At 57.9% G+C, this 25,400-nt stretch carries 24 protein-coding genes; 15 read left to right on the top strand and 9 right to left on the bottom strand.

Going from position 1 to position 25,400, the window contains the following annotated elements; translation table 11 throughout:
- Window positions 1–20 precede the first annotated feature (20 nt).
- The 3 genes from WBG04_RS00735 to WBG04_RS00725 form a co-directional block, all read right to left on the bottom strand.
- On the bottom strand, window positions 21–1,946 hold the full coding sequence (locus tag WBG04_RS00735) for a Gldg family protein (RefSeq protein ID WP_424312415.1): 1,926 nt from the start codon (window positions 1,944–1,946) through the stop codon (window positions 21–23).
- Between the two features lie 80 nt (window positions 1,947–2,026).
- Window positions 2,027–2,761, bottom strand: a complete 735-nt coding sequence (locus tag WBG04_RS00730) for an ABC transporter permease (protein WP_424312414.1) — start codon at window positions 2,759–2,761, stop codon at window positions 2,027–2,029.
- Window positions 2,762–2,809: 48 nt separating this feature from the next.
- Window positions 2,810–3,541 (bottom strand): ABC transporter ATP-binding protein, encoded by a 732-nt coding sequence (locus WBG04_RS00725; RefSeq protein WP_424312413.1) that lies wholly within the window; start codon window positions 3,539–3,541, stop codon window positions 2,810–2,812.
- Window positions 3,542–3,683: 142 nt separating this feature from the next.
- Here WBG04_RS00725 and WBG04_RS00720 point away from each other — a divergent pair, with 142 nt between their 5' ends.
- Window positions 3,684–4,670: a PhoH family protein gene (locus WBG04_RS00720; RefSeq protein WP_424312412.1), complete on the top strand. Its 987-nt coding sequence runs from the start codon at window positions 3,684–3,686 to the stop codon at window positions 4,668–4,670.
- A gap of 8 nt (window positions 4,671–4,678) precedes the next feature.
- Here WBG04_RS00720 and WBG04_RS00715 read toward each other — a convergent pair whose 3' ends face one another.
- Window positions 4,679–5,353, bottom strand: a complete 675-nt coding sequence (locus tag WBG04_RS00715; protein WP_424312411.1) for an SDR family oxidoreductase — start codon at window positions 5,351–5,353, stop codon at window positions 4,679–4,681.
- 139 nt (window positions 5,354–5,492) lie between these two features.
- Window positions 5,493–7,316 (bottom strand): alpha/beta hydrolase-fold protein, encoded by a 1,824-nt coding sequence (locus WBG04_RS00710; protein WP_424312410.1) that lies wholly within the window; start codon window positions 7,314–7,316, stop codon window positions 5,493–5,495.
- Between the two features lie 233 nt (window positions 7,317–7,549).
- Here WBG04_RS00710 and WBG04_RS00705 point away from each other — a divergent pair, with 233 nt between their 5' ends.
- A complete protein-coding gene (locus WBG04_RS00705; RefSeq protein ID WP_424312409.1) occupies window positions 7,550–7,759 on the top strand; it encodes a dodecin in 210 nt (69 codons plus the stop codon).
- A 117-nt stretch (window positions 7,760–7,876) separates the two neighbouring features.
- Here WBG04_RS00705 and WBG04_RS00700 read toward each other — a convergent pair whose 3' ends face one another.
- Together WBG04_RS00700 and WBG04_RS00695 are read right to left on the bottom strand one after the other, a co-directional pair.
- Complete coding sequence (locus WBG04_RS00700; protein WP_424312408.1) at window positions 7,877–9,127, bottom strand: MFS transporter; 1,251 nt, start codon at window positions 9,125–9,127, stop codon at window positions 7,877–7,879.
- 272 nt (window positions 9,128–9,399) lie between these two features.
- Window positions 9,400–9,798, bottom strand: a complete 399-nt coding sequence (locus tag WBG04_RS00695) for a hypothetical protein (RefSeq protein ID WP_424312407.1) — start codon at window positions 9,796–9,798, stop codon at window positions 9,400–9,402.
- A 65-nt stretch (window positions 9,799–9,863) separates the two neighbouring features.
- On the opposite strand from WBG04_RS00695, the gene WBG04_RS00690 reads away from it, so the two are divergent.
- On the top strand, window positions 9,864–10,556 hold the full coding sequence (locus WBG04_RS00690; protein WP_424312405.1) for a hypothetical protein: 693 nt from the start codon (window positions 9,864–9,866) through the stop codon (window positions 10,554–10,556).
- A gap of 207 nt (window positions 10,557–10,763) precedes the next feature.
- Window positions 10,764–11,315: a PepSY domain-containing protein gene (locus WBG04_RS00685; protein WP_424312404.1), complete on the top strand. Its 552-nt coding sequence runs from the start codon at window positions 10,764–10,766 to the stop codon at window positions 11,313–11,315.
- Window positions 11,316–12,739: 1,424 nt separating this feature from the next.
- Here WBG04_RS00685 and WBG04_RS00680 read toward each other — a convergent pair.
- Complete coding sequence (locus WBG04_RS00680; protein ID WP_424312403.1) at window positions 12,740–13,129, bottom strand: hypothetical protein; 390 nt, start codon at window positions 13,127–13,129, stop codon at window positions 12,740–12,742.
- A 605-nt stretch (window positions 13,130–13,734) separates the two neighbouring features.
- Here WBG04_RS00680 and WBG04_RS00675 point away from each other — a divergent pair.
- From WBG04_RS00675 to WBG04_RS00625, 11 genes are all read left to right on the top strand, one after another.
- Window positions 13,735–16,635: a DEAD/DEAH box helicase family protein gene (locus WBG04_RS00675; RefSeq protein ID WP_424312402.1), complete on the top strand. Its 2,901-nt coding sequence runs from the start codon at window positions 13,735–13,737 to the stop codon at window positions 16,633–16,635.
- Window positions 16,636–16,663: 28 nt separating this feature from the next.
- Window positions 16,664–17,101, top strand: coding sequence for a hypothetical protein (locus tag WBG04_RS00670; protein ID WP_424312401.1), 438 nt, complete (start codon window positions 16,664–16,666; stop codon window positions 17,099–17,101).
- Window positions 17,098–17,484, top strand: coding sequence for a helix-turn-helix transcriptional regulator (locus tag WBG04_RS00665; protein WP_424312400.1), 387 nt, complete (start codon window positions 17,098–17,100; stop codon window positions 17,482–17,484). Before WBG04_RS00670 ends, WBG04_RS00665 begins: the two co-directional genes overlap by 4 nt.
- Window positions 17,485–17,684: 200 nt before the next feature.
- Window positions 17,685–18,209 carry a hypothetical protein gene (locus tag WBG04_RS00660; protein ID WP_424312399.1) on the top strand — a complete coding sequence of 175 codons (525 nt, stop codon included), beginning with the start codon at window positions 17,685–17,687 and terminating at the stop codon, window positions 18,207–18,209.
- Window positions 18,210–18,215: 6 nt separating this feature from the next.
- Window positions 18,216–18,563, top strand: coding sequence for a hypothetical protein (locus tag WBG04_RS00655; RefSeq protein WP_424312398.1), 348 nt, complete (start codon window positions 18,216–18,218; stop codon window positions 18,561–18,563).
- Window positions 18,563–19,132, top strand: coding sequence for a hypothetical protein (locus WBG04_RS00650; RefSeq protein ID WP_424312397.1), 570 nt, complete (start codon window positions 18,563–18,565; stop codon window positions 19,130–19,132). Before WBG04_RS00655 ends, WBG04_RS00650 begins: the two co-directional genes overlap by 1 nt.
- 79 nt (window positions 19,133–19,211) lie before the next feature.
- Window positions 19,212–20,171, top strand: a complete 960-nt coding sequence (locus WBG04_RS00645) for an ABC-three component system protein (protein WP_424312396.1) — start codon at window positions 19,212–19,214, stop codon at window positions 20,169–20,171.
- Window positions 20,159–20,680, top strand: a complete 522-nt coding sequence (locus WBG04_RS00640; RefSeq protein ID WP_424312395.1) for an ABC-three component system middle component 2 — start codon at window positions 20,159–20,161, stop codon at window positions 20,678–20,680. Before WBG04_RS00645 ends, WBG04_RS00640 begins: the two co-directional genes overlap by 13 nt.
- Complete coding sequence (locus tag WBG04_RS00635; RefSeq protein WP_424312394.1) at window positions 20,677–22,533, top strand: AAA family ATPase; 1,857 nt, start codon at window positions 20,677–20,679, stop codon at window positions 22,531–22,533. Before WBG04_RS00640 ends, WBG04_RS00635 begins: the two co-directional genes overlap by 4 nt.
- 57 nt (window positions 22,534–22,590) lie before the next feature.
- Window positions 22,591–23,922: a hypothetical protein gene (locus WBG04_RS00630; protein WP_424312393.1), complete on the top strand. Its 1,332-nt coding sequence runs from the start codon at window positions 22,591–22,593 to the stop codon at window positions 23,920–23,922.
- A complete protein-coding gene (locus tag WBG04_RS00625; protein ID WP_424312392.1) occupies window positions 23,919–24,992 on the top strand; it encodes an HsdM family class I SAM-dependent methyltransferase in 1,074 nt (357 codons plus the stop codon). Before WBG04_RS00630 ends, WBG04_RS00625 begins: the two co-directional genes overlap by 4 nt.
- Window positions 24,993–25,042: 50 nt before the next feature.
- On the opposite strand, the gene WBG04_RS00620 is transcribed toward WBG04_RS00625, so the two are convergent.
- Window positions 25,043–25,400, bottom strand: a 358-nt coding sequence (locus WBG04_RS00620; protein WP_424312391.1) for a hypothetical protein, incomplete at its 5' end; no start/stop codon positions are given.

Below are 25,400 nucleotides of genomic sequence, written 5' to 3'. Positions count from 1 at the left end.
TGTGTTGGGAATTTTGGGAATCAGCGGGCGCGGGTCTTGACGCGGCGGGCGGTGAACAGGCCGAGGCCCACGAGGATGACGATCGCCGGCACGCCGACGATGTTGTAGAGGATGATCTTGCCGGCAATGGCGTCCTTGTCGCGTCGCAGCTCCTTCTGGAGTTCGCGGATCTGCTTGCGGGCATCGACCTGCTGCTGACGCAGATTGCGGATTTCTGCTTCCTGCTCGGGGCTGAGATAAAGTTCGCTGCCCTGGGCTTTCTGCGACTGCAGTTCCTGAAGGCGTTGCTGGGCCTTCTGGGCCTCGTCTTCATACTCGAGGATCTTGGCGCCGACTTCCTGATTGGCGGCGGCTTCGAGTTCCTGGAAGACGGTGAAGGGGCGGCTGGTCGCGGCGCGGCTGCGCGAGCCGATCAGATGGGTCGACGAGGCGGCCTGATCGATCAGGTTGAAGAGCAGGCTCGAGTTGCCGTTGATCGGGTTGACGATCTGCATGTTGCCAAGGCGCTGGGCTGAGTAGGCGAAGTTGTCGAAAAAGGCATCGACGTCTGAAATAATGAACACGTTGCCCGGAGCGCTGGCTTCGGTGAGGTGATCACTTTTCGGTGTTTCTTCTTTCTCAGTGCCATTCTCCTGTTCTTCAGAGGTCTCCTCTTCGGCGCTTTCCTCGCCTGGTTTCCCGTCGGGGAAGGCGGTCTTGAAGGATCCGTGAAGATGAAGCGCGAGGTCATACTTCTTTCCTTCCGGGCGGAAGCTGGTGACAAGCGAGGGGTCGAGGCGGGAGGCGGGGCCGTTGTCGATCAGCGCCGCTTTGCCGGACGACTGGATCAGGGGGTCGATCGCCACGCCGGCACCACCGTCCTTGGTCATGCCTCCGGGAAGGAAGAGGGTGACGCTGGTGAGGTCCTTGGTGACCACGCTGTCCTTCTGCGGCATGCCTTCCTGGGGAATGGTCAGCACGGCGAGCGCGGCGCGACCACCCTGCATGGTGGTCTGGTATTTGGCGTCACCAACCGTTTGGTTGGTTGGCATCGTCACGCCCCACGATTTCATCAGGGTCGGCAGATCGGAAGAGGTTGGAGCGCCCTGCTGGCCCATCATCGGATTGCCGGGATTGCTCATCTGGGCGGCGACCGAGAAGGGATCGACGCAGGCAATGACGGTGCCTCCCTTGAGAATGTACTGATCGAGTGCAAACTCCGCCTCAGGCGTGATGCCGGCGGGATGAAGTAGCAGCACGACATTGTACTTTTCCGAGTCGATTGCCTCGGGGGTCATGGTCAGATCTTCAAGTTCGTAGGACTGCTTGAGCTGGTTGTAGATGATCCACGGCTGAGCACCGGGCTGACCGGGCATGGTGGCCGGGCCACCGGCGACCGGCAGGGCGGACATGAAGCCAATGGTTGGCTTGCGGGTCGCGCTGACTTCGGCGATGGCTCGGGAAATCTGATACTCGAGCATCGTCTCATCGTTCGGGTTGAGGAAGGGGATCTTCGCAGTGCGGTCAAGGCATGAGATGGCGAGGCCGAAGTAGAGGTTCTCGTTGTTGATGCTTTGGCCGGCAATGCCGTCGAGATTGGCGGCATCTTCCTCATCGGTGTCGGGCTCGGGGTCGAGGTTCTCGATCTGGAGCTTGCCGTCCGAGAGGCTCTCGTATTCGGCGAGAAGGTCGTCGACACGGCGCATGTGGAGTTTCAGATCCTCGGGCATGTAGTCGGTGCTACGAGTCGCATAGTAGCGAATCACCACCGGGGCGGCGAGTTCCCCGAGGATCGATTCGGTGCCTGGTGACAGCGAGTGGATTTTGTCTTCGGTGAGGTCGATGGCCTTGTGGCCGACACCGAGGCTGGAAACGAGCATGTTGCCGGCAACGACGATGATGATCAGGGCGACGATGGCGAGCACCGCGCGGGTGACGGGGTGGATGGATTTTCCTTCCTTACTCATGGTCTAAATGAACTATGGTTATTGAGATTTTGAAACGCCAAGACGCCAAGTTCGCAAAGGTTTGAAATGATCTGTGAGGGTTAGGCGCGTTTGGCCGAGAGGATGGCGCTGGTGCCGAGGAGGGAGGCGATGATGATCGAGGCGAACCAGATCATGTCCTGAACCCGAAAAGCGCCGCGGGCGAGTGACAGGAAGTGATCCCAGACGCCGAGCGATGTGATGGCGTCCTTGACTTCCGGCGAGAAGATCTTCGCATACTGGCGGACGAAAGGCTCGAAGGTGGCGAGCACCATGGCGATGCAGATGGCCGAGGAAACGATCAGGCAGACCACTTGATCGCGGGTGAAGGCGGAGACCAGCAAGGTGATCGCGAGGAAGGTGCAGGCCAGCAGGAAGGCTCCGATGTAGCCGGAAAAGATGGCCAGATTGTCGGGCGAGCCGAGCCAGTTGACGGTCAACCAGATCGGGAAAGTCAGGGCGATGGCAAGCAGCCAGACGGTGGCGGCAGCGAGGAACTTGCCGGCGATCACCGACCACAGCGAGATCGGGTAGGTGCCGACCAGTTCGATGGTGCCGCTGCGGAGTTCTTCCGACCAAAGGCGCATGCCGACGGCGGGAACAAGCACCATCAGCACGAAGGGCAGGTAGGTGAAGAAGGAGTAACTGAGCGAGGCGTCGCCGACTTCAATGAAGCTGCCGAGGGTGAAGGTGAGCACCATCGAGAGCAGCAGGAAGATGACGATGATGGCGTAGGCGATCGGCTGACTGAAGTAGCTGCTCAGCTCGCGTTTGTAGATGGTCCAGACGTGGTTCATGGGAAATGGGATCTAAAGGTCTGAAAGTCGAAGGTCGGAAAGTCAGGATCAGGCGGCGGCTTCGGCGTCGCCGGTGGTGAGGTCGCGGAACAGGTCGGTTAGAGAACCGGTGCCGGATTTGGCGAGTAGCTCGGCCGGAGTGCCGTCGACCACGATCCGGCCCTGATCGACAATCACCGCGCGGGTGCAGGCGGCTTCGACCTCCTCGAGGATGTGGGTCGAGAAGAGGATCGCCTTGGTTTCACCGAGACGGCTGATCAGTTGCCGCACTTCGTGCTTCTGGTTCGGATCGAGGCCGTCGGTCGGTTCGTCGAGGATCAGCACCTCGGGGTCGTGCAGCAGCGACTGGGCGAGGCAGGTGCGATGGCGGTAGCCTTTGGAAAGGGTGTCGATTGACTGATGGGCGACGCTTTGCAGGAAGCAGGTTTCGATGGCTTTCTCGACGGCTTCCTTTCGGGCGGAACCGGACAGGCCGCGGATTTCGGCGCCGAATTTGAGGAAGCCGGTGACGGTCATGTCGTTGTAGAGCGGGGCCGATTCCGGCAGGTAGCCGATGTGCTGTTTGGCTTCCTTGGGATTGTCGGTGACGGAGATGCCGCAGATGCGGATTTCACCGTGAGTCGGAGGCAGGAATCCGGTGACCATTCGCATCGTCGTCGACTTGCCGGCGCCGTTTGGCCCGAGGAATCCGAGGACTTCGCCCTTTTTGACGGAAAAGGTGAGGTGATCGACGGCAGTTTTGCTGCCGAACTTCTTGGTCAGGTTTTCGACTTCGATCATGATAGGGTAGAACTAGGTTTTCGGACGAAATAGCGACAACAAAACGTCCGCGCGTTTGAAAAAATACACCGAGGGGTGATGGCAAGCGAAAACATGGATTTTCGAGCTGTCACCGGGCCGGTCCGGCGTTTAGACCCGCTTTGTGAGTGCCGATGAAATCGAGCTGAAACTCGAGTATGAGACCGCGCCCTTCCTGCAATCGCTGTTTGCGAATGACACGCGGGAGTTGGGCTACCTTGAAGAGCGCCTGGAGGTTCGGACGGTCACTCGGGATGGCTGGATTTTGATCGTCGGGGCGAAGGAGGCGGTGGAGGCCGCTCAGCGGGTGTTTGCGGATCTTGAAAGTGCCAAGCGCGGGGGCGCGGAGATCGCGGCGCGGGATTTCCGGCTGGCGGTCGATGTGGCGGCCAAGGGCGGCGAAACCGGGGTGGCCGAGCTTTCCGAAGTCCGGCTGCTCGGATTTCGCGGGCGGCGGCCGGTGGTGCCCAAGACGCCACGGCAGTTGGAATACCTTCAGCAGATCGAGAAGAATGATGTCTGCTTCGGGCTCGGTCCGGCGGGCACCGGAAAAACCTACCTGGCGATGGCGATGGGGCTGGCGATGCTCAAGGCCAAGCAGATCCATCGGGTGGTGCTGACCCGGCCGGCTGTCGAAGCGGGCGAGGCACTCGGGTTTTTGCCAGGGGACCTGCGCGAGAAGGTCGCGCCCTACCTGCGTCCGCTCTACGACGCGATTCACGACATGATCGGTGCGGAAGAAGGGGAGCGCTATCTGGAGGATGGCACCATCGAGATCGCCCCGCTGGCCTTCATGCGCGGACGCACCTTGGCACGCTCGTTCGTGATCCTCGATGAAGCGCAGAACACGACGCGCGAACAGATGTTCATGGCGCTGACGCGGCTCGGCGAGGACTCACGGATGGTGGTGACGGGGGATGCTTCCCAGGTCGATTTGAAAGCCAATGTGCGCTCGGGTCTAACAGAGGCTGAACGAGCTTTGGATGGTGTCGATGGCATTGGCTTTGTTCGTTTCAGTGGTGAGGATGTGGTCAGGCATCCGGTGGTCGGCCGGATTATCGAAGCCTATCAGCGACATCGCGGGGAGCAGCTCGAAGGGGTTTCGAATTAACGGCCGCCCTACGGAGCAGTCAGTGCCTTCCCGTTGTCGCTGGTCGAGAGTCCGAGTAGAAAATGGGCGGCGGTCTTCGCCCATTCGGTCGCATCCCGGTAAGCCGAGGCCTCTTCCCCGAAGGCACTGCGCAGCATGTCCGTATCGATTACTCCTGGATTCACGGCAACGGCGGCAAGACCCTCCGGCAACTCCTGTGCCAGCGCCTGGGTCAGCCCCTCGATGCCCCACTTACTCGCGCAGTAGGGTGCCACTTCTGGTGAAGTCGAGCGACCCCAGCCGGAGGAGAGATTGACGACGATGCCTTTCCCGGACTCGATCATCATGGGAATCACTCGTCGGATCACGTTGGCGACCCCGCTCAGATTGACCGCCATCAAGCGATCAAAGTCCTCGGCCTCGATCTCCCACAGCGGTGCGGGCGGGTTGATGATCGCCGCGTTGTTGATCACCAGATCCGGAGCGCCGAATTTTTCGAAGGCCGCGCTGCAGAACTTCTGAACCTCTTGTTCCGAAGAGACATCGCAGCCGATAAAGAGATGCTCCGGTCCAAAGCGTTTGCTCAACTCATCCATTTTCGCCTTCCGCCGTGCACACCCGGCCACGCTGTGACCTGCTTCCACAAAACGCTCCACCAAAGCCCGCCCCAGTCCCGCCGAACATCCCGTGATCCATATCGTCATGCCCCTAGGTTAGCACATGTCGATTCGAAGTGCCTCATTCCTCTTCAGCGTAGGGATGCCAAGTTGCCCATCCGCCGCGAACTCCCCGAATGCAGCAAGGGTCACACCCTCCTCCGGCTTCCACCGGCATTTTCGACGATCAGGGGTCGAAGGCGGCAACTCTGAAAAAACTTCGATGGCCGCTGAAGTTTCGCTCGAGCGTGATGGCTTGCCAGGGTTGATTGAAAGCGAGGCCGAGGGGGCTTGAATTCCAAGGATTGACGAGTTTGGTGTTCTGCTGGAGCTCGTAGTCAAATCCGTGAAGGGCGGTGAACTGGAGCTGGAAACCTGTGTCGCCGGGGAGCTGGTTGAGTGCGAGCTTGGGAGGGAAGAGTTCGAGGGCGAGTGTGTTGGGATCACGGGCCGGAGGCAGCGCGAATTGCAGGAAGGCGGGCATCTGTCGCGACCAGGCGGGTTCGTTGTGTTGGCCGCCGCAGACCCACTCGAACTGCAGTTCGCCATGGAGGGCGTAGCCATCGGTATTGAAGGCGTTGTAGGCCTCGACCGCGTCCCCCCAGAAAACGTTGCTGGAGGCTTCCCCGCCGGAAGACTCGGACGTGCCCATGTAGAGAAAGAGGCGCTGCGCCTGCTTGCCGAGCGCGTTGCGCCGTGCGACATAGTTCTCGGCCGCCCAGTAGGATGGTGAAAAGATTCCGAGGGTGCCGAACACGGGCGTGCTGCCATCACTCTGGAAAAGGATTTCCTGTCCGAGGTAGTTCGAAATCAGACCGCCGAGCGAGGAGCCCACGATGACGGAATCCCGGGAGCGCGGTTCTCCTGCTCCGTTGACGAGGAGCCGGTAGCGGGACAGCAGCTCAGGAATCAAATCATCCTCGATCAAGTCCCCGTAGTCGGCTCCGATCCCGTTGACCCCGATGACCGAATCCCCACTCGGCACGTATTCGCCGATCCGGTTGGCCGAGTTGTCCAGGCTCACGATGATGGTCTCGCGCATCCGCCCCTGTGCCGTCTCGTAGCTGGCGATGCGATCAGCATCCCAGGTGCCGAAGGAACCACCGGGAAAAAAACAGTTTTGGCCGTCGTGCATGAGCAGCCAGGGAAAGGCTTTCGTACTATGTTCGTCGTAGCCGCGCGGCAAGTAGACGCGGACGGTGCGGCTCGGAATCGAGCTGACGGTCGAAGTCAGGGTGAAGGTCTCGATCCGCCCTGGACTGACGCTTGCGGCTGGTCGATAGGTGTAGAGCTGACCACTTTGGACGAGAAAGACGTCGAGCGAGGTCCGATAATTGTATGGTGCGGAAAGCGTCTGATACGGGACCGGCACGGCAGGTGCCGCGCCCACTCCACTGCCGTTGTTCGGCGGCGGGAAGGCATTGTCGTATTCCTCGGCGTCAGCATTTTTGAAGACAAACTCGAACTCGTGACCCGGTGGGATCGGCAGGGTGATGCGATGTTCGGAGAGACCTTCGGCAGGGCCCGGGCCCGCTCGGACCATTGCGGTTTGGAACCAGCTGTTCGGGTCGCCGTCTTCGAGATCGTTGGCCAACACGACGACGTTTTCCCAATCGGAATAATAGAGAATTGTTTTGCCGGGCCATGGAAGTTCAGGCACCGCCGGGACCGTCAGGCGGGTCGGGCTCGTCAGCTCCACCACGCTCGCGGGATCGCACCAAGCGCTGACGGATATCGGGCGCCGGACGAAGCGGTAGGTCATCGCCGCTCCCTGCGGCAAAGCCACATCGAGGAACCATTGATTCCCCGGCGACCAGGACAACTTTGGCGCCATGAGTGGATCGCCGTTCCCGAGGTCGGGGTGATCTCCCGCCACGCAGACTTCATTGCCAAAGCCAACGTCCTCAGTGTGGACGAAACGCACCACCTCGCGATAGGGCTCTGCGCCGAGCCGACCGACGAGAAAGACCATCAGCACGAAGGCGGAGCAGATCGAGGCACGGGCAGTCATTGTCTTCAAGTAACCACGCGATCCAGAGCGGCCGCAACCCTTCCCCCATGGAAAGACCTGCTGGAACGTCGAAGAAAAGTTGAGGGGCGCGGGCCGCGATGGGCCCGTTTGCGTGTCGCTGGATGCACTCCCTTTCCGCCGCCCTTGCGGCGGTGGGCTCACGGGGCTGCGGTGTGGTCGGGAGTCAATCGCACCTTGCGTGGGGGCATGGAACGTGGTTAGGGTGACCTGTTATGAGTGATCACATTTACAAGAAAATCGAATTGGTGGGGACCTCGCCCGAGAGCATCGAGCAGGCGGTGAACAACGCCGTGGCGAAAGCGGGGAAGACCGTGCACAACATGCGTTGGCTCGAGGTCGTGGAAACCCGCGGTCACCTCGAGGACGGCAAGGTGGCCCACTGGCAGGTGACGGTGAAGATCGGGTTCACACTCGATGAGTGAAACGTGGGTCAGACTGCCTGCAGGTCATGAACCGAGAATCGCGGCAGTGAACGGACCAAAGCAGGCGGTTCAGTGGTGGAGATCGGGCATTTGTCTCGATTGAAATGCCAATCGGCATCAATCCTCGTGCGTGCTGCGTAGGGAGAGCGAGCAGGCGCTGCCGGCGAGGCAAAGGAGGGAAAAACCGGCCAAGGCGGCGAGGACGTCAAGAGATTGGAGAGCTGAGCCCAAGACTCCCATGATCAGGATCATGATCGCGATCAGGGTGTTGCTGGTGGAGACGTAGTCCGTTCGCTGGTCGCCCTCGCTGGCATCGACAACATAGGTTTTCCGCCCGATTCGCACGCCCGCATAGCCGAGGTTCAAGAGGAAGAAGAGGGTCGGCCACGTCCATACGCTGCTGGCGATTGCCGGCATCCAGATCCCGATCGCCACCCCGAGCAGGCCGACGATCCCGGCGATACCGCCGCCCAACGCCATCGCTTGCCGGCTCAACCGGTCGCTCAATTTCCCCCACAGGAGTGAGCTGAGTGCGGAAGCCAGCCCGCCCGCGAGGACAAAGGCGGCGAGCGAGCGAAGTTCAAAGCCCTGTTGCTGGGAGAGGATCACCAGGTACGGCGACGCCAATGCGGACCCGAGCAGCAGTGTACGGGCGACGATGAACTTCCGCAGGACGGGATCCGCGACTGCCATCCGCGCGCGCTCCTTGAAGTCGGTCAACAGATCCTTCTCAGTCTCTTCCGAGGGTTCTTCTTTGACGAATCCGAGCGCTGTTGCGGTGACCAGGTAGAGCGCTGAGCCGCCGAGAATCATCCACCCGTAGGTCTCCTGTGAGGCACTGCGATCCATTGCCAGCAGAACGAACACGGCGGCCCCGAGGCTGAGGAAGCCTGAAATCGATGCGGCGCTTCCCGTGATTCTTCCGCGCGTTCCTTTCGGCAAGGTCTTTCCCAGCACATCCTTGGATGAGATCGAGCAAAGGCAGCGTGCCAGCGAGTAGATAGCGAGGGCGAGGATCACGGCGATTCCTGCCGCGGTTCCCTTCAGAAAGAGCGCTGCGAGCCCCATCCCGATCAGACAAAGCGTCTGGCCCACAGCTCCCGCTGCGTAGACCCATTTCCTCCGTCGGACCCGCTTCACGAAGCCGGAGACGAATGCCTGCGGCAGCATCGATCCGGACTCGCGAATGGGCACCAGCAGGGCGGTCAATGCAGGAGGTGCTCCGATCACTCCCATGAGCCAGGTTAGAACCGTTTTTGCATTGCAGATGACATCCCCGAGCTTGCTGCTGGTCTGCCCCAAGACAATGAGCAACGCGTTGCGACGCTCATGAGGCTTTAAACTTGAGAGCGCGGAGAGCTTCGACATGGGAATCTATTCGTGAAGCCAATACTCCTTGGTAAATCTAACAAGACGAATCAATGTTGGCAGGTTTCGAGGAACCGGGGCTTTGAGGGAGTGTCGAGTGAAGAACAGGAGGGATGGGTCGGGGGCCCGGTCTCATGTGCGGAGATCAAGCGCCTCCTCGTGCTTTGCGCTTCGTGGACTCCGCCCCCCCGGCTCCATCAAAACCGCGCGGGTGAATCCCAGCTCGAGGGCTCTTGGAAACCGCCGGCCGTTAGGGCATCGTGTTGATCATTCTATGCCAACTCCTCCTCTATGAACTCAATCACGAGGTCGACGAGTTCGTCCAAGCCGGTGGGGATTTCCTCTTCAATGGTGGCGAGGTAGTCCGCTTCGGTTCCGCTGTAGTCGTTGCGGTCCTCACTCTTGGTTTGGCACCAACGGCTGGCGTTGAGTGGATCGACAAGGGTGGCGGCACCGACGAGATCGAAAGAGTTGATGACGCGTTGGTGGTCGACCCCGCTCTGCCAGAAATCATGCAGGCAGTCCTCACTTTCAAGAACCGGCACGGTCTCGTAGACATCCATGAGCGCGCGTTCCTCGCGGCTGAGGGCGCGCTCTGCAGACTCGTTTTCAAGGCGATCGACGAGAACTTCAACTTCGTCCGGCCATTCAATCGGTTCCTGGGAAAGCATCTCGTGGGGATTTAGAATGGAGGAGCGGTCTCTTGCCAAGGGAAATGCGGAGTGAGCTGTGAGCGGTGAGCTTTGGATGGTGCGTACGCGAGAAACAGCTCGACCTTGAGAAGCTGGGTGGATTGTTTCAAGGCATGGGACCTGAAATTCTTTTAGTCTTCGGAGTGATGGCCGCGGGTGTTGCGATCTACTGGATCATTCTCAAATATTCTGCGGAGAAGATTGCCACCCAGCACCAACTCCTTGCGGAACGATTCGGGCTGGAGCTCGACCTGCCGCCAGCCAGGATGAGGGGCTTTGTCCGTCCGGAACCAACCGTTTACGGCAAATATCGTGGGCGCGAGGTCTCATTCTCGGTGCCGGGGAAGGGGTTCAAGAACACGCGCCAGATTGAGAGCCTCCTCAAGATGGAACTCAGGGACAGATCTCTGACGGCACAGCTTGTGACGACAGGGCTGCTTGGTGGCCTGCGTCAACGTGATAGCGGAGGGCAGGCTCGCTGGAAGAGTGGAGACGAGGCCTTTGATAAGGCCGTCGATGTGCGTAGCAATCAAGGCGCGACGCTCACCGATGTGCTGACCGCCGAACGTCGTGCCTGGCTGGCAAGCACGCTGAAGCATTCGAAGGCCATGATCTACATTGGCGGCGGGACCATCGCTTACGCAAAACTCGGACTGATCGCCGATGACGCGACGCGGGAAAATTTTGAAGCAGTCGTCGAGTTTCTGTGTGATTTGGCAGAAGCCATTGAGGTTTAAGCAAGTCGAATTGGCGAGTGGATCCAGCTGCTTTCATAGCTGAGGAAGGGGGGATTCCCATGGTGTAATTGCATAAAATTCCACTAAAATCGGGATAATTCTCGACCTTGTTAAACGGGTGACTACTTTGCCCCGCAATTCATTTCGCTTCACTTCTTTGATCGTCCTACCTGACGGCAAGTCCAACTTAGATCAACCTCTCGCGTCATGCCTGCAAAACGTATAGCCCGTCCTCTGCATCGCCGCCTTGCCTTGTGGCTTGTCGCCCCCTTGCTCGTTTCCCTCATCACCGGAATCCTGTATCGTGTGGGTCGCTCTTGGTTCGGTATGGAAAAACCCACCGGCCAAAAAATCCTCGATTTCCATACCGGGATGGTGCTCGGCGAATCCGCCTCGATGATTTACACGGCCTTCACCGGACTCGGCCTGCTGGTGCTGGCGCTCAGCGGCGCGCGGCTGCTGCTCCGCTCTCGCGCTTCCCGAGGGGCGCGTGGTCGCCACCGCCTCGCTGCGTGGGCGCTACTGATTCCTTTGATCGCGACGTCAGTGACAGGGCTTGGCTACCACTTCGGTGGGCACTGGTTCGGCTGGGATGAGAGCACGCTGAAACTTCTAATGAACATTCACCAGGGAAGCTGGCTCGGCCCGGTATTGCGCCCATTTTACATCCTGTTTGTTGGTGGCGGTCTGCTGATGCTGATTGTCACTGGCGTGGCCATGCTTCGTTCAAAAACGAGTTCGACGAAATCCGAGGCTTAGGGTTTGCGAGGTCGGTTGCGTCTTTCGGGCAGAGGGCCATTCCTTCATGCAAGGATGGGCAATCGTTCGCCTTTTTTCGTGGTGCGGGATCCGGTTGCTTGAGGAAAGGCAGCAACGAATGCAGCCCGAACATTCCAGCGAAGATCACGGGCCTCGATGGGGATACGGAAATTCGAAAGAGGAAGTCTGCGGATCCGAGGTGTTTTGGCTTGCCCTCGCTGCGACGATCAAGTGGGAAGCTAGTGCAGCGTTCGGGAAGTTAGAGTGCATTCGGCGCGAGGAATTTTTCCTGAGTTCAAGGCGCGAGGAGTGGAGTTGGTCGAGACCAACGACCGACGAGCAACGCAGAAATCAGGAAAAAGGCCCGCGTCTTCCTTTTCCCCGATCGAAGATCGCATGCCATCTTCCTCTCCATAACCTTTTCCGAGTGCACTCTAACTTTGCAAACGATGCACTAGCGACGAACATGTATATGGAACGGACCGGGACGACGCCGAGTTGCTACGTGTTGACGGCTCCTTCTTCTGGTCAGGTGCGGAGATTCAGTGTGGGGGAAGTGGTCGCGGATACATTGCCGGTCGGGGCTTTTGAAATCGTCCACGGCATCCTCGCGCCGGCCGAAAGTTTGTGGCATGAGGAAACGGTGTTCATGGGCTTTTTGTTTGAGGCGGGAACGGGGGGATCAATCTCTATGTAAAGGGCCTATGTAAAGGGCCAGACATTCAAATCGGGTGCGAACCACCCCCGGATAGGCCGGTCCAACCGGAATTGGACGGCATGCAGACATGCTGAGAGCAGTAAGATGGATCACCGCTCCGAAAAACGCCCGCTGCCGACCCCTGAACCGCCTCAAATCAGAAGCCGACCCCATGACTTACCGCTGTTTTGGACAGCAGTGCTGGACCCCCTTTTCCCTGAAACCGTTCTTGAGGGCGTGGACGAGCCGTTCTGATGGGTTTGTAGTTCCGCCTTTAGGCGGTCTCCGAAATACCCCGAGGCTCTGCATCCGCCTGAAGGCGGAACTACGAACGACTGGGGGTGGGATTGTTGGGTCCTGACTCCCGCAGAGAGGGGAGGGTCTTCCTGCATCATGGTGGACTCTCTTTTCATTCCATGCGACTTCATCAACGGCTCAAGGGATTCTCCAAGCCGGACAAGGGACTCCATTTTTACGAAAAGGGACGCCTCTTTTGGGAAAGTGGAGTCCTCATGGAAAGCCGCGGCGTCCCTTGAAAGGGAAGGGGAATCCTCCAGCCGTTTGGGGGAGTCCCAAAAAGAAGTCAGGGACTCCCGATTGAAGACGGGGTTTCGGCTTTGAGAAACGAGCGAGAAGAGGTAAAGAAAAGACCCGTCCCCCCGAAAGGGAGGACGGGCCTGCGTAACGCAGCGGAGGCTGCCTGATGCTCAGTCTTGCCGGATCGACATCAGGTAGCTTCACCCTCTGCGGGCGGATCTTCCGATCCCGTACCTGCGCCCCGCTTCAGTCCGCTGCGGCGCTCGCTTTTTGGCACGTAGCCAAATGCCCGGTAGAGCTGGCTGTCCTCGCCGTAGGCTGGGTCTCCCCGTACGGCGTTGACTACCAGGCTCATGGTCGACCGAGCAGCGGCATCGACCTGCTGGCGCTCGGTGAGCGCCGCAGCTTGCTGGGCCACGAGAGACTCGATGCGCGAGGCATTCGTCTCCACGGGCTCCACTTCTGCCTCGAACTCCGCCAGGGTCATCCCGGCGAAGGTGGCATCTGGCACGATCTCACGCCATGCGGCGCGAAAGATCGCGATTCGTTCCGTCGTCGACGGATACTTTCTCTTACTCATACGTGTCTGTATTTGTAGTTGTCATGTGGCGACCACTCCCGCCACTGGAGTTGCAGGACTCAGTGGTGTCTGCGGGGACTATTTCGGACTTGTTAAGTGGATACGTCAATGGTGGCGGGCTGTGAACTTATGTGAATAACTTGTCGTGGAAAAAAGTAGCGTCTTCGGGTGTTTGCTCCCAGGCTTTGATAGGAAAAGCTGAAATCGAGGCCGGCCCCCTCCAATTCCGGGGCGTTCCAGCGGGTGAGCGAGTGAACAGCGTGTGAATAGTTTTCTCCACATCCCTCGAAGTTGAGCGGGCGCAGGAAAGGTGGGGCCCGGATTGAAAGCTCTGAACCCGGTGCGTTCTGCGGCAGGAGTCTTGCGAAGGCGCTGCAAGATTATGCAGGCGTGGCAAAAGCCACTTTTCGTTAGATAAAGGCGGCGCGTCTCCTGCGGCGCGCCTCTTGATTGAAGAAATCCAAGGCATTTCAAGCTCTGCGGGCACTTGATCTTGCCTTGGGTGCTTCAGGAATCCTAAATGCCTTTGTCGAAAAGTTAACTCATTCCCTGCCCCCACGCTTATCCCAGCCCCTCAGCGGGGCTGTCTTTTTTCGTCTCCCTGCATGACCACCCCGGAAGCCGCCGCCCGACAACTCATCGACGCTCAACTGAGCGCCGCGGGCTGGAGCGTCCAGTCAATGGACGAACTCAATCTCTCCGCCTCCAGCGGCGTCGCCGTCCGCGAAATGCGCTCCGAAGGCGGCCCCGCCGACTACATCCTCTTCGTCGATGGCAAGGCCCTTGGTGTCGTCGAAGCCAAGAAAGAAGGCACCACGCTTTCTGGCGTTGCGGATCAATCCGAGCGCTACACTCACGCCAAAAAGTGGATTCCCCAGCGCTGGGCCGATCCCTTGCCCTTCACCTACGAAACCACCGGCGTCGAAACCAACTTCCGCGACCAGCGCGACCCCGACTCCCGCTCGCGCTCCGTCTTCGGCTTTCACACTCCCGGCCACCTGCTCGAACTCGTCCAGCAGCCCGATACCCTCCGCGCCCGCCTCCGCCAGTTCCCCGCGCTCGGCACCGCTCCGCTCCGGGAATGCCAGATCGACGCCGTCTCGAAGCTCGAAAAATCCCTCGCCGCCAACCGCCCGCGCGCCCTCATCCAGATGGCCACCGGCTCCGGCAAGACCTTCACCGCCGTCACCCAGGCCTACCGCCTCATCAAGCACGCCGGGGCCAGGCGCATCCTCTTCCTCGTCGACCGCGGCAACCTCGGCCGCCAGACCGTCAACGAATTCCAGCAATTCACCACCCCCGACGACGGCCGCAAATTCACCGACCTCTACAACGTCCAGATGCTCGGCCCCGGCGGCATCGATCCCGTCTGCAAAGTCACCGTCTCCACCATCCAGCGCCTCTACTCCCAGCTCTCCGGAAACGCCACCTACGACGACGAGGCCGACGAGCACTCCGGCTACGAAGTCAGCAAAGTGGCTGAGGCGTCCCGCCTCAGTTCTTCAGAAGATCAGAGCCGGGACGGATCTGCCACTCTCCCCGTCACCTACAACCCGAAGATCCCCATCGAGTCCTTCGACTTCGTCATCGTCGACGAATGCCACCGCTCCATCTACAACCTCTGGCGGCAGGTCCTCGATTACTTCGACGCCTTCCTCATCGGCCTCACCGCCACTCCCAGCAAGGCCACCCTCGGATTCTTCGACCGGAACCTCGTCACCGAATACCCCTACGTCCAGGCCGTCGCCGATGGCGTCAACGTCGGCTACGACATCTACCGGATCAAAACCGAAGTCTCCGAGAAAGGCGTCACCGTCAAGGCCGGTCACGACTACCAGAAGCGCGACCGCCTCACCCGCGCCAAGCGCTGGGAAATCCAGGAGGCCGAGGAAACCTACCAGAAAACCCAGCTCGACCGCTCCGTCGTCGTCCCCGATCAGATCCGCACCGTCATCCGCACCTTCCGGGAAAAACTCTTCACCGAGATCTTCACCGACCGTCCCGCCCGCGCCGCAGCCATGGGGCTCGACGAACCCTGGGTGCCCAAGACCCTCATCTTCGCCAAGGACGACAGCCACGCCGAGGACATCGTCGACATCGTCCGCAAGGAGTTCGGCAAAGGAAACGACTTCTGCAAAAAGGTCACCTACCGGGCCAGCGGCAAATCCGAAGACATCATCAAGGCCTTCCGCACCGCCCCGGAGTTCCGCATCGCCGTCACCGTCGACATGATCGCCACCGGCACCGACATCAAGCCGCTCGAGTGCCTGCTCTTCCTGCGCGATGTCCGCTCCCAGCTCTACTTCGAGCAGATGAAAGGCCGCGGCACCCGCACCATCGATCCCGACGCCCTCGCCAGCGTCACGCCGGATGCCGGCGGAAAAACCCGCTTCGTCCTCGTCGATGCCGTCGGCGTCACCGAGTCCGACAAGACCGACTCCCGCCCGATGGAGAGCAAGCCCACCGTCGCCTTCGATAAGCTCCTGCTCGGCATCGCCATGGGCGCCCGCGACGAGGCCACCCTCACCACCGTCGCCAGCCGCCTCGCACGCCTCGACCGCATGCTCAGCAATGCCGACCGCGAGGAAATCGCCAAAGTCTCCGGCGGCCCGTCTGTCAAACAGATCGCCGCCGACCTCATCAAGGCCACCGACCCCGACGAGATCCGACGCGCGGCAACTCCGGCGAATGCCCCGGACAACTACGAACCAAGCAACGAAGAACTAAGAACAGCGGCGGAAGAGCTTGCGAATTCCGCCTGCCAACCCATCGCCTCCAATCCCGCCCTCCGCGATCTGCTCGAAGCCAAACGCCGCAAAACCGACGTCACCATCGATCACCTCACCGGCGACACCGTCCTCAGCGCCGGCTACGACGAGGAAAAAGCCCGCCAGCTCGTCACCTCTTGGAAGCAATTTCTCGAAGACAACCAGGACGAAATCACCGCCCTCCAGATCCTCTACAACCGCCCCCATGCGAAACGGCACTTGGTTTACGAAGAACTCAAGACCCTCGCCGAAGCCGTCGCCCGGCCGCCCTACCACATCGCCCCCGCCGAAGTCTGGAAAGCCTACGAACACCTCGAAAAGCGCCCCCTCACCGCTGATCCCGTCAAAACCCTGACCAACTTGATCACCCTCGTCCGCCACACCGTCGATCCCGAGGCCACCCCGCTCGCGCCCTTCCCCGAACTCGTCGAAACCCGCTTTCAAACCTGGCTCGAACAACAACAGGGGAGCGTGGGCGTCCCGCCCGCATCCCAAACCAACCCGCCGCAGGCGCAAACTTCTCCCAGATTCACTGAACCACAAATCCACTGGCTCGAAGTCATCAAGAACTACGTCGCCCTTAACGGCGCCTTCGACACCGACGATGCCACCGCCTACCTCGAAGCATGGCAAAGCGTCGATTCCGATGAAGGCGTCCCGCTCGCGGTAGCCCGCCGAGTCTTTGGCGGTGACCCCAAAGCCCTTATCGAAGAGCTCAACGAGGCACTAATCGCCTAAGTCACAAGAATCGGAATTTCACATATAAGTGAAAAACAAGATTGAAATCATTCTCCGCACGGTCCACCTTGGCGAAGCCCGCCGGGTGGTTACTTTGGATTTCGGCAAAGGGTCATCTGCCGATCATTTCATTGCCCGGCTAAAGCGCTCGAACCCCGCCGGGTTCGCGGCGCTCCATGCACGAATTCGCAGTATTGCCGCCCGCAAGAACTACCACAATCCACTCACTTTCAAATCCCTCGGAGACGGCCTCTTCGAGTTCAAGACCCGCAAGACAGGCCTCCGCCTCTATGCCTTTTACGACGAAATTCCAGGAATCGAGCCTCAGTTGATCATCGCTACCTCCGGCGGTGACAAGGGGAGCCAGCGAGCCGACATCCGAAAAGCCCGCGAGCTCCGCCAGCGTTATCTCGACGCCAAGCTCCTGTCAGATACCGACATCGAAATCCGCAATCAAGAGCCATGAAAATTCGCATCACCAAAGGAGATAATCCTATCGGCAAGCTCTTCGCCGAGACTCCATCGATCGAGTCTGAAGCCGAGTATCAGAAACTCATGATCGTCGAGGAATTGCTCGGCATGATGAAGGAACAAGGCATCACCCGTTCGGAACTCGCCAAACGCATGGGCGTCCAGCCCTCCCGCATCACATCGATGATGACCGGCTCCAACAACTTCACGATCGAGACCCTCGTCCGCGCCGGTCGCGCCGTGGGTGCCGATATCGAGCTGCACTTCGTCCCGATGAAGCAGCCCGCCAAGGGAGCCAAAGCCAATAAGTTAACTCACCGCGTGGCCGAGGCTGAGAAGCCCTATCGAGCCAAACGGAAATCCGCAAAACGAAAATAATGGTGAACAGGTTTTTAAACGTGCGGACTCACCCAGTCTCCGATGACCTGTCCGCCGTAGCCTCTTGTCAGTCGAAGCCTTGGCGAAGATTCATGGCGAAGGAGGGAGGCGTCCCGCTCGCCGTCGCCCGCAAGGCCTTCGGCGGCGATCCCAAGGACATCATTGAAGAACTCAACGAAATCCTCGTAGCTTAGCCACCGATGAATATCCGCGAAGTCATCCAGACCCTGGACCAGATGCAGTCCGACGGCATCGTGGGTCGCTGCGCGATTGGTGGCGCGGTAGCCGCGACGTTTTATCTGGAACCCTTCGCCACTCTCGATGTCGATATCTTCGTCTCCATGAAGCCCGAGCCCGGGAGCTTGCTCCTGAGCCTGGAGCCGATCTTCGCTTATCTCGAAGGGCGCGGATGCACCATCGAGGGCGAATATGTCATTATCGGCGGCTGGCCGGTCCAGTTCCTGCCGCCCACCGGCGCCTTGGTGGAGGAAGCTCTAGCGGATTCCGTGGAGATGAATGTGGAAGGCTTGTCCGTCCGGGTGTTCACCGCAGAGCACCTCGCCGCCATCGCACTTGAGACAGGACGGGCAAAGGACAAGTCGCGGTTGCTTCAGTTTGTCGAATCCGGCAGGATCGATGGCAACGAGTTCGGCAATATCCTCAGCCGTCATGGTCTGGTGGAAAAATGGGAGCGCTTTTCACAACAGTTCCTTTCCGATTCCTGATTCCGCATGAGTTTCGACTTCCAGAAAATCTTCGATGGCAAGGACGCCCACCGGCGGAAACTTGCCGATCTGCCTATTGGTGAAAAACTCACCTTGCTGGATGCCATGCGCGCGCGCGCCATCGCCATCCGCAACGCCACACCCGCATCCGGTTCCAGCGTTCTCCGTGAAGATCCGGCTCCTTACCTCCCGGACACCGACAAAATCATGCCCGTCAAACCCCTCGACGATCCCGATTTCATCGGTGCGGAGGCTGCCCTCAAACGCGCCTCCGCCAAAGCGATCGCGAAAGCCCGTGCCGCCGGCTTGGAACCCGTCGTCAGCAATCCCGAGGATCTTCCGAAGCAATCCTGATGCCCCGCGCCAGTTCCATATTCTCTCCAGCTCAAAATGAGCCGAAGATCCAATCCCTGAACCTCGCCACCTTCCGGGAAAAACTCTTCACCGAGATCTTCACCGACCGCCCTGCACGGGCCAAAGCCATGGGCCTCGACGAACCCTGGGTGCCCAAGACCCTCATCTTCGCCAAGGACGACAGCCACGCCGAGGACATCGTCGACATCGTCCGCAAGGAGTTCGGCAAGGGAAACGACTTCTGCAAAAAGGTCACCTACCGGGCCAGCGGGAAATCCGAGGACATCATCAAGGCCTTCCGCACCGCCCCCGAGTTCCGCACCGCCGTCACCGTGGACATGATTGCCACCGGCACCGACATCAAGCCCCTCGAATGCCTGCTCTTCCTGCGCGATGTCCGCTCCCAGATCTACTTCGAGCAGATGAAAGGGCGCGGCACCCGCACCATCGATCCCGACGCCCTCGCCAGCGTTACGCCCGATATGATAATTTCTTACCGTCGCTGCGTAACAACCCGCGGAGCCAATATCTTACCCCGCACAATTCCCGCCTGCCATGTCGGAAACTAAGGACACACAATCAATACTTGCGCCGTCTTGAATAAGTCCGGCGATCCTCATACGATCCTACAGCGATGACGATTGGGAGGTGTTCATTCAGGAATGGACGAAAGGTTTTGAGAAAAAATATAAATTTGTGGAACGTCTTGGAGGCGCAGGGGATAAAGGCAGGGATGTTGTCGCCTATATTACCGATCCGAATGCACCAGCGCCAGAGTGGGACAACTACCAGTGCAAGCATTATAAGACTCCTGTCCAACCATCGCACATGTGGAGCGACTTCGGGAAGCTCTGCTATTATTGCTGGAAAAAGGACTATTCACCGCCAAAAATCTACAGAATAGTCGCTCCTTTAGAAGTTTCGCCAAGCTTCAAAGAATTGCTCAAGGATCCAGCGGCGATACGTGAAGGTTTGAAACTCAACTGGGGATCGCATTGCGAGCGAGGCGGCATTACAACCAAGGCTGATGTGCCGCTTGATGGCGACTTGGCATCTTACGTCGAATCGTTCGATTTCAGTATCATCGGATACGTGCCGATAGTGGATATTCTTGAGCAGCATGCCAAAACTCCATTTTGGGACATTCGTTTCAAGGAGCTTCCTCCACAACGTCCACCTGTCACATTGCCGCCGCAACTTCCGAGTTCGCTGGAAACACGCTACTTACAGCAGTTATTGGAGGCATACTCAGACCACGAAAAGACTGCGCTAAATACCGTTGAAGAGATTAAAGTATTCCAGAATCATTTTCGCCACTACGAGCGTAGTCGTGAAGATTTCTATAAAGCTGAGTCGCTTTATCGATTTACTAAGGACTTTGTGGCGCTAGGGTCGTTTGAAGAATTCAAGAAGCAGATTCTGGATGGGGTGATAGACATCTGTGATGGTGACTTTGATTCAGCTTTGGACAGACTAAAAGCCACAACACAAGAAGCAGCCAGGCTGCCACCCTGCCCCGGTCACCTTGGGAACCTTGCTACAATTGGCGACAAGAAGGGCTCCTGCCACCACCTCGCCAACGAGGATAAACTTATATGGAAAAAATGAATCCATCCTGGATACCCGATAATCGTGCTTGGGAGAGTCCATTTAACACGCCGCTTGAGTGCGGATTGCGATGCGCTCTTCTGCTGGTAGAAGCATTTCCTGCGTCTTGTGATCTGCAACGATTAATCCATTATGATTACTTGTTGGTTCACTCTGGGGATGTTGAGAACGGCCCCCCGAGCATTCATCCCGCGACGCCTCATCGCACTGGAGAACTTCATGTTCGACGACGAATGATTGAGCGGGGCCTGCATATGATGATGAGCAAATCTGTAATTGAATGCTGCCACAGTGAGGCTGGAATCACCTATAAGGCCGGGACTTGGGCTCTCACCTTTATTGGCGCACTCCGAGCCTCATACACTCAATCTTTGAGGGATTCATCTTCTTGGGTGATTTCCAGTTTTGGGGGGATGTCGAACGAGGATCTGAAGAATTATATAGCCGAACGATGGGAACGATGGGGCCCTGAATTCACACAATCCACTCTTTCATTAATATCGGAATGACATCTCTACCAAAGTTTCATCTGAAGTTTTTAACCGTCGATGGGGGCGGAAAGCGCCCTGCCGCGCTCCAATTTAACGTTGGCCTTAACGCCATCATCGGTGCATCGGACACAGGAAAAAGCTTCACCTTCCAAGTCATTGAATATCTTCTCGGTGCTGATCGCATTCCTAGAGACAACCCGCACGGAAGAGGTTGTAATCAAGGCTCACTAGAGCTTGCAACCAGCGATGAATCGTCTTTTGTGATAGAGAGGACGTTTGGCGACAACTCTGTTCGTTGGAGATGCGGTTCCCTAGGCGACGCCAGTAATCCGACCGACGGTCAGATAATTGCGGCTGGCCACAAAAAGGGAGATCATACAACGTTGTCTACAGAACTACTTAAGCTCTTTGGTTTTGAAGGGCATCAAATATTGCGGAGTGAAAAGAGCGGCGAGAAGAACGAAGTATCGTTCCGCAATGTCGCGCACCTAACGATGGTGGATGAGATTCGAATCATTAGAGATGGTTCTCCTGCTCTATCAGGTCAGCGCCTTTTTGTTACGCCGGAGCAGCGACTTTGGAACCTCTTCTTGACTGGTTCTGACGACGCTGGGCTTACTTCCAAGCCTCCCTCCAAAAAAGAACGGAATCTATTGCTCGACGCGAAGATCGACTGGATCACTAAGTATATTTCCGAACAGGAGAAATTTTTTGCGCGATTCAAAGCGAGCGAGGAGGAAATCAGTCAGCGTTCTAGCCAAGTCGATGATGAAATCTTCAGGACGACGGAGACGATGAGCTCTAAAAGAGATTTAATTGTTGAACTGGAAACACGCAGGGAGGAACTTTGGAACGAACTTGTCGTGGTAAAGGATAGACTGATTGTAGTGCAAGAGCACCTAGATCGCTTTGATCTCCTGCAAAGATACTATGAGACAGACAAGATGAGACTGTCCGCAGCAATCGAAGCTGGAGCATCATTTGAAAATCTTCCAGGTGGGCAATGTGCGACTTGCGGCGCTGCGCCAGAATATTCCAGTTCCGACACATTGATCGAGAACTTCTCGGCGGCGGCCAAAATTGAGCTGAATAAGGTGAATGCACTCGCACAAGATCTTGCGAAAACTATTGCATCACTGAGCACTGAGAAAGGCCAATTGCTCACGGTCGAATCTAGGTTATCAGATCAGCGTAGCGAAACCCAAGATCAGATTGATCGGGAGTTAAGGCCAGCTACTTCAATTGCCGCTGCGGCGCTACGTGAACTTGTTCAGAAGAAATCTGAATTGGAACGTGCACAGGCTACCGTTGATGAGTTGAAGAGACTACATCAAGACCTTGATGTTTTGGAAGCTGAGAAGAGAGTTAAAGTTCCACAGGTTGCAAAACTGGAGAAGACGTCGACGCGCACGGCATCCGAGTTTTGTAGGGTGGTAGAGAATACCCTGCGCGCCTGGAGATACCCCCTTAATGGGCACGTCGCATTCGATCCCAAGAAGTTTGATATCGTCATTGGGGATCAAGATCGTGGGAGTATGGGTAAAGGTCATCGCGCCTTAACCCATGCAGCAGTCACGATCAGTTTGATGCGATTCTGTAGAGAGCAAAACTTGCCACATCCTGGATTTGTGATGCTTGACTCTCCTCTCAATCCATACCGTGGGAAGTCTCTGCGGACTGGTGCCGATGCGCCTGTAAGTGCCGAAGTGAAAGATGCATTTTATGAAGATCTGGCGAAAGATAGTAGTGGTGACCAGTTCATTATATTCGAAAACGACCCGCCACCTGTGGGGCTGGTTGATGTCATTAACTATATCGAGTTTACGGGAGACGCGAACCTCGGACGAGCTGGGTTCTTCCCAATGGCGTAAGTGAAAATATTTTACCTTTAGTTCTCGGCCGAACATTTAGTAGCCAATTCTGGCCTCATGAAAACTTCGATTCCATTATCCAAGCCTCGTTTTGAGGCGCTGCTGTATCGGCGATCACCATTCACATGGTTCTTGTTTCGCGAATTGGAGTGGTGGGCGAACGAAGACGAGAGTCTGATCGCCACAATCACGCTCGACGCAATGGATGACGACTACGCCTACATGGTGCTCGGACGCGATGAGACCGGCGTGTTCCGGGGCATTGCAAACATGGTTTCATTCGAGACAAAGAATGCCGCCCGCGAGGCTATGTTGGCCAAGATGGCGGAGCTCTCTGCCAGTGGTGACAAAGAGTTTCCGCAAGGAGACAACAATAGGAAAAAGCACGAGATTCTGGTTCCATGCGTTCCCGAAGAAAAATTGAATCCCAACTTTCAGATTCTAGCGACCAGCGTCGCATACTCACCCGCGCAGGGGATTGTGAAAGAGCTCTCATTCGCCTTCACGGATCTTGATGGAAATTATCGGAAAGATTTTCAAACCACCGGCTTCGATGGCCGTCTTTGGGAACTCTACCTCTACGCCGCCTTCTACGAACAGCGTTTCCACATCGACGATCAGCACTCCGTTCCGGATTTCATCATCGCGAAAGGAGAATTGAAAATCGCAGTCGAGGCCGTCACGGTGAATCCGACGTCTGATTCGACACCGCCTGCGCCGAAGACCCCGGCAGAGGAGCTTGAACTCTGCGAAGACTACATGCCAATCAAGTGGGGCAGCCCATTGTTTAGCAAGTTGCAGAAGCGCTATTGGGAGAAAGAGCAGGTGAAAGGCATTCCGTTGGTTTTCGCGATCCACGACTTCCACGGCCCCGGAAGCATGGTTTGGTCTCTACCTGCATTGAGCGACTGTGTCTTTGGAATCCGCTGCGGTGAGGACGGAAAGGACTATCCCGTGGACTTCTGCAACTACGGTGAGAAGAAAAATATTCCCGCCGGATTCTTTCGCCAACCTGATGCCGAAAACATCTCGGCTGTGATCGCCTCGAACGAAGCGACCCTGACCAAATTCAACCGGATGGGCAAGATCGCCGGTTTCGGCAATCCCGACGTATTCATTGCCCGCGCTGGCGCAGCACTCGACCTCGAAACGAACGAATGCGGTGAGTATCGCTCGATCACTGAAATCGGAAAAGTAACTGAGATCTGGTCGGCAGGTTTATGGGTATTCCACAATCCAAACGCGAAGATTCCGCTGGCTCCGGAAGCTTTTCCAAATGCGATCAATGTGTTTCTCGATGAAAGCGGTCAACGGAACTACAGAAGCGCCCAACGATTTCACGTCCTCAGATCGGTTTCTCAAGTGATCGCACCGTCCGATTCAAAATGATCACCCCTTGCCCGCTCATCTGCGCCATCGTCGATGTCATGGCCCCCAAGCCCGGGCAGGTGATCGGCGATCCCGCCTGCGGCACCGGCGGCTTCCTGCTCGCCGCCCACGACTACATCTCCCAGCACAACATGCTCAGCAAGCCGGAGATGAAGCACCTCCGCACCCAGGCCCTGCGCGGCACCGACATCGTCCCCGGCGTCGTCCGCCTCTGCGCCATGAACCTCTACCTCCACGGCATCGGCTCCACCGCCGACGCCAACGACCCGCCCGTGGACCGCGCCGACGCCCTCGCCCAGCCCAGCGGCAGGAAGTTCGACATGATCCTCGCCAACCCGCCCTTCGGCAAAAAAGGCGGCTACACCATCGTCGGCGACGACGGCAAGATCAGTACCGAGAAGCAGGAATACGAGCGCGACGAATTTTGGGCCACCACCGCCAACAAACAGCTCAACTTCCTCCAGCACATCGTCAGCGAGCTCAAAGTCGGCGGCACCGCCGCCGTCGTCCTCCCCGACAACGTCCTCTTCGAAGGTGGGGCAGGGGAGACGATCCGTCGCGAGCTCCTCAAGCGCTGCAAGGTCCACACCCTGCTGCGCCTCCCCACCGGCATCTTCTACGCCCAAGGCGTTAAGGCCAACGTCCTCTTCTTCGAGCGCAAGGAAGCCCACGAAAAGCCCTGGACCAAAGACCTCTGGATCTACGACCTCCGCACCAACCAGCACTTCACGCTGAAGACGAATCCGTTGAAGGAGGCGGATCTGGAGGACTTCGTGAAGTGTTACCAAAGTAGAAGCGGCGTCCCGCCGCTTGCCCAGAAACCCAAGCGGCAAGATGCCGCTTCTACTCTCGAAACCGAGCGCTTCAAGAAATTCACCTACGCCGAGATCGTCGCCCGAGACAAAGCCAACCTCGACATCCTCTGGCTCAAGGACGACAGCCTGGAAGACAGCGAGAACCTGCCCCCTCCGGCCGAGCTAGCCGCCGAGATCGTGGTTAGTTTAGAAGCCGCGCTGGAAGAGTTCCGGGCGGTGGAGGAGGCTTTGGCGGTTGGCGAAGCCGGAGATTGATTGAAGCTCAGGCGCTTGATGTGGGCGGCACTGGGCGCACAGCGCGAAAGTCAGGGGTTCGGGGGAGGTTCCCATGTTCCGAGAGTTCCCATCAGGATGGACCCATTGGCCTCTTGGTGGATGTGGACAGGCTTTCCGAAGGCAAAGAGTGATTCAATCTGGGCAAGGCTGGTCTCGTGGAAATGAAGATCGACTCGATCTTCGCCGGGATTGACCTGCCGTTTGATCGTCGAAGCTGGCAATGGACTCTTTTCCTGACCCCATAAGGTGATAAACCCGAGTTTCACGGAGTTCTCTTCGCCATACAAGACCATCGATCCTTGGACGAAATTCGGGGCTGCAAGTGGATAGATTATCTTCCAGTAGCTGGTGACCAATACTGCAGCACTCGCCTCACACGAACTCTTG

Origin of the sequence: Haloferula sp. (assembly GCF_049672945.1) — a bacterium.
GTDB lineage: Bacteria > Verrucomicrobiota > Verrucomicrobiia > Verrucomicrobiales > Akkermansiaceae > Haloferula.
Note: the sequence above shows the minus strand (reverse complement) of the source record. Positions and strands in the feature narration are given on the sequence as shown.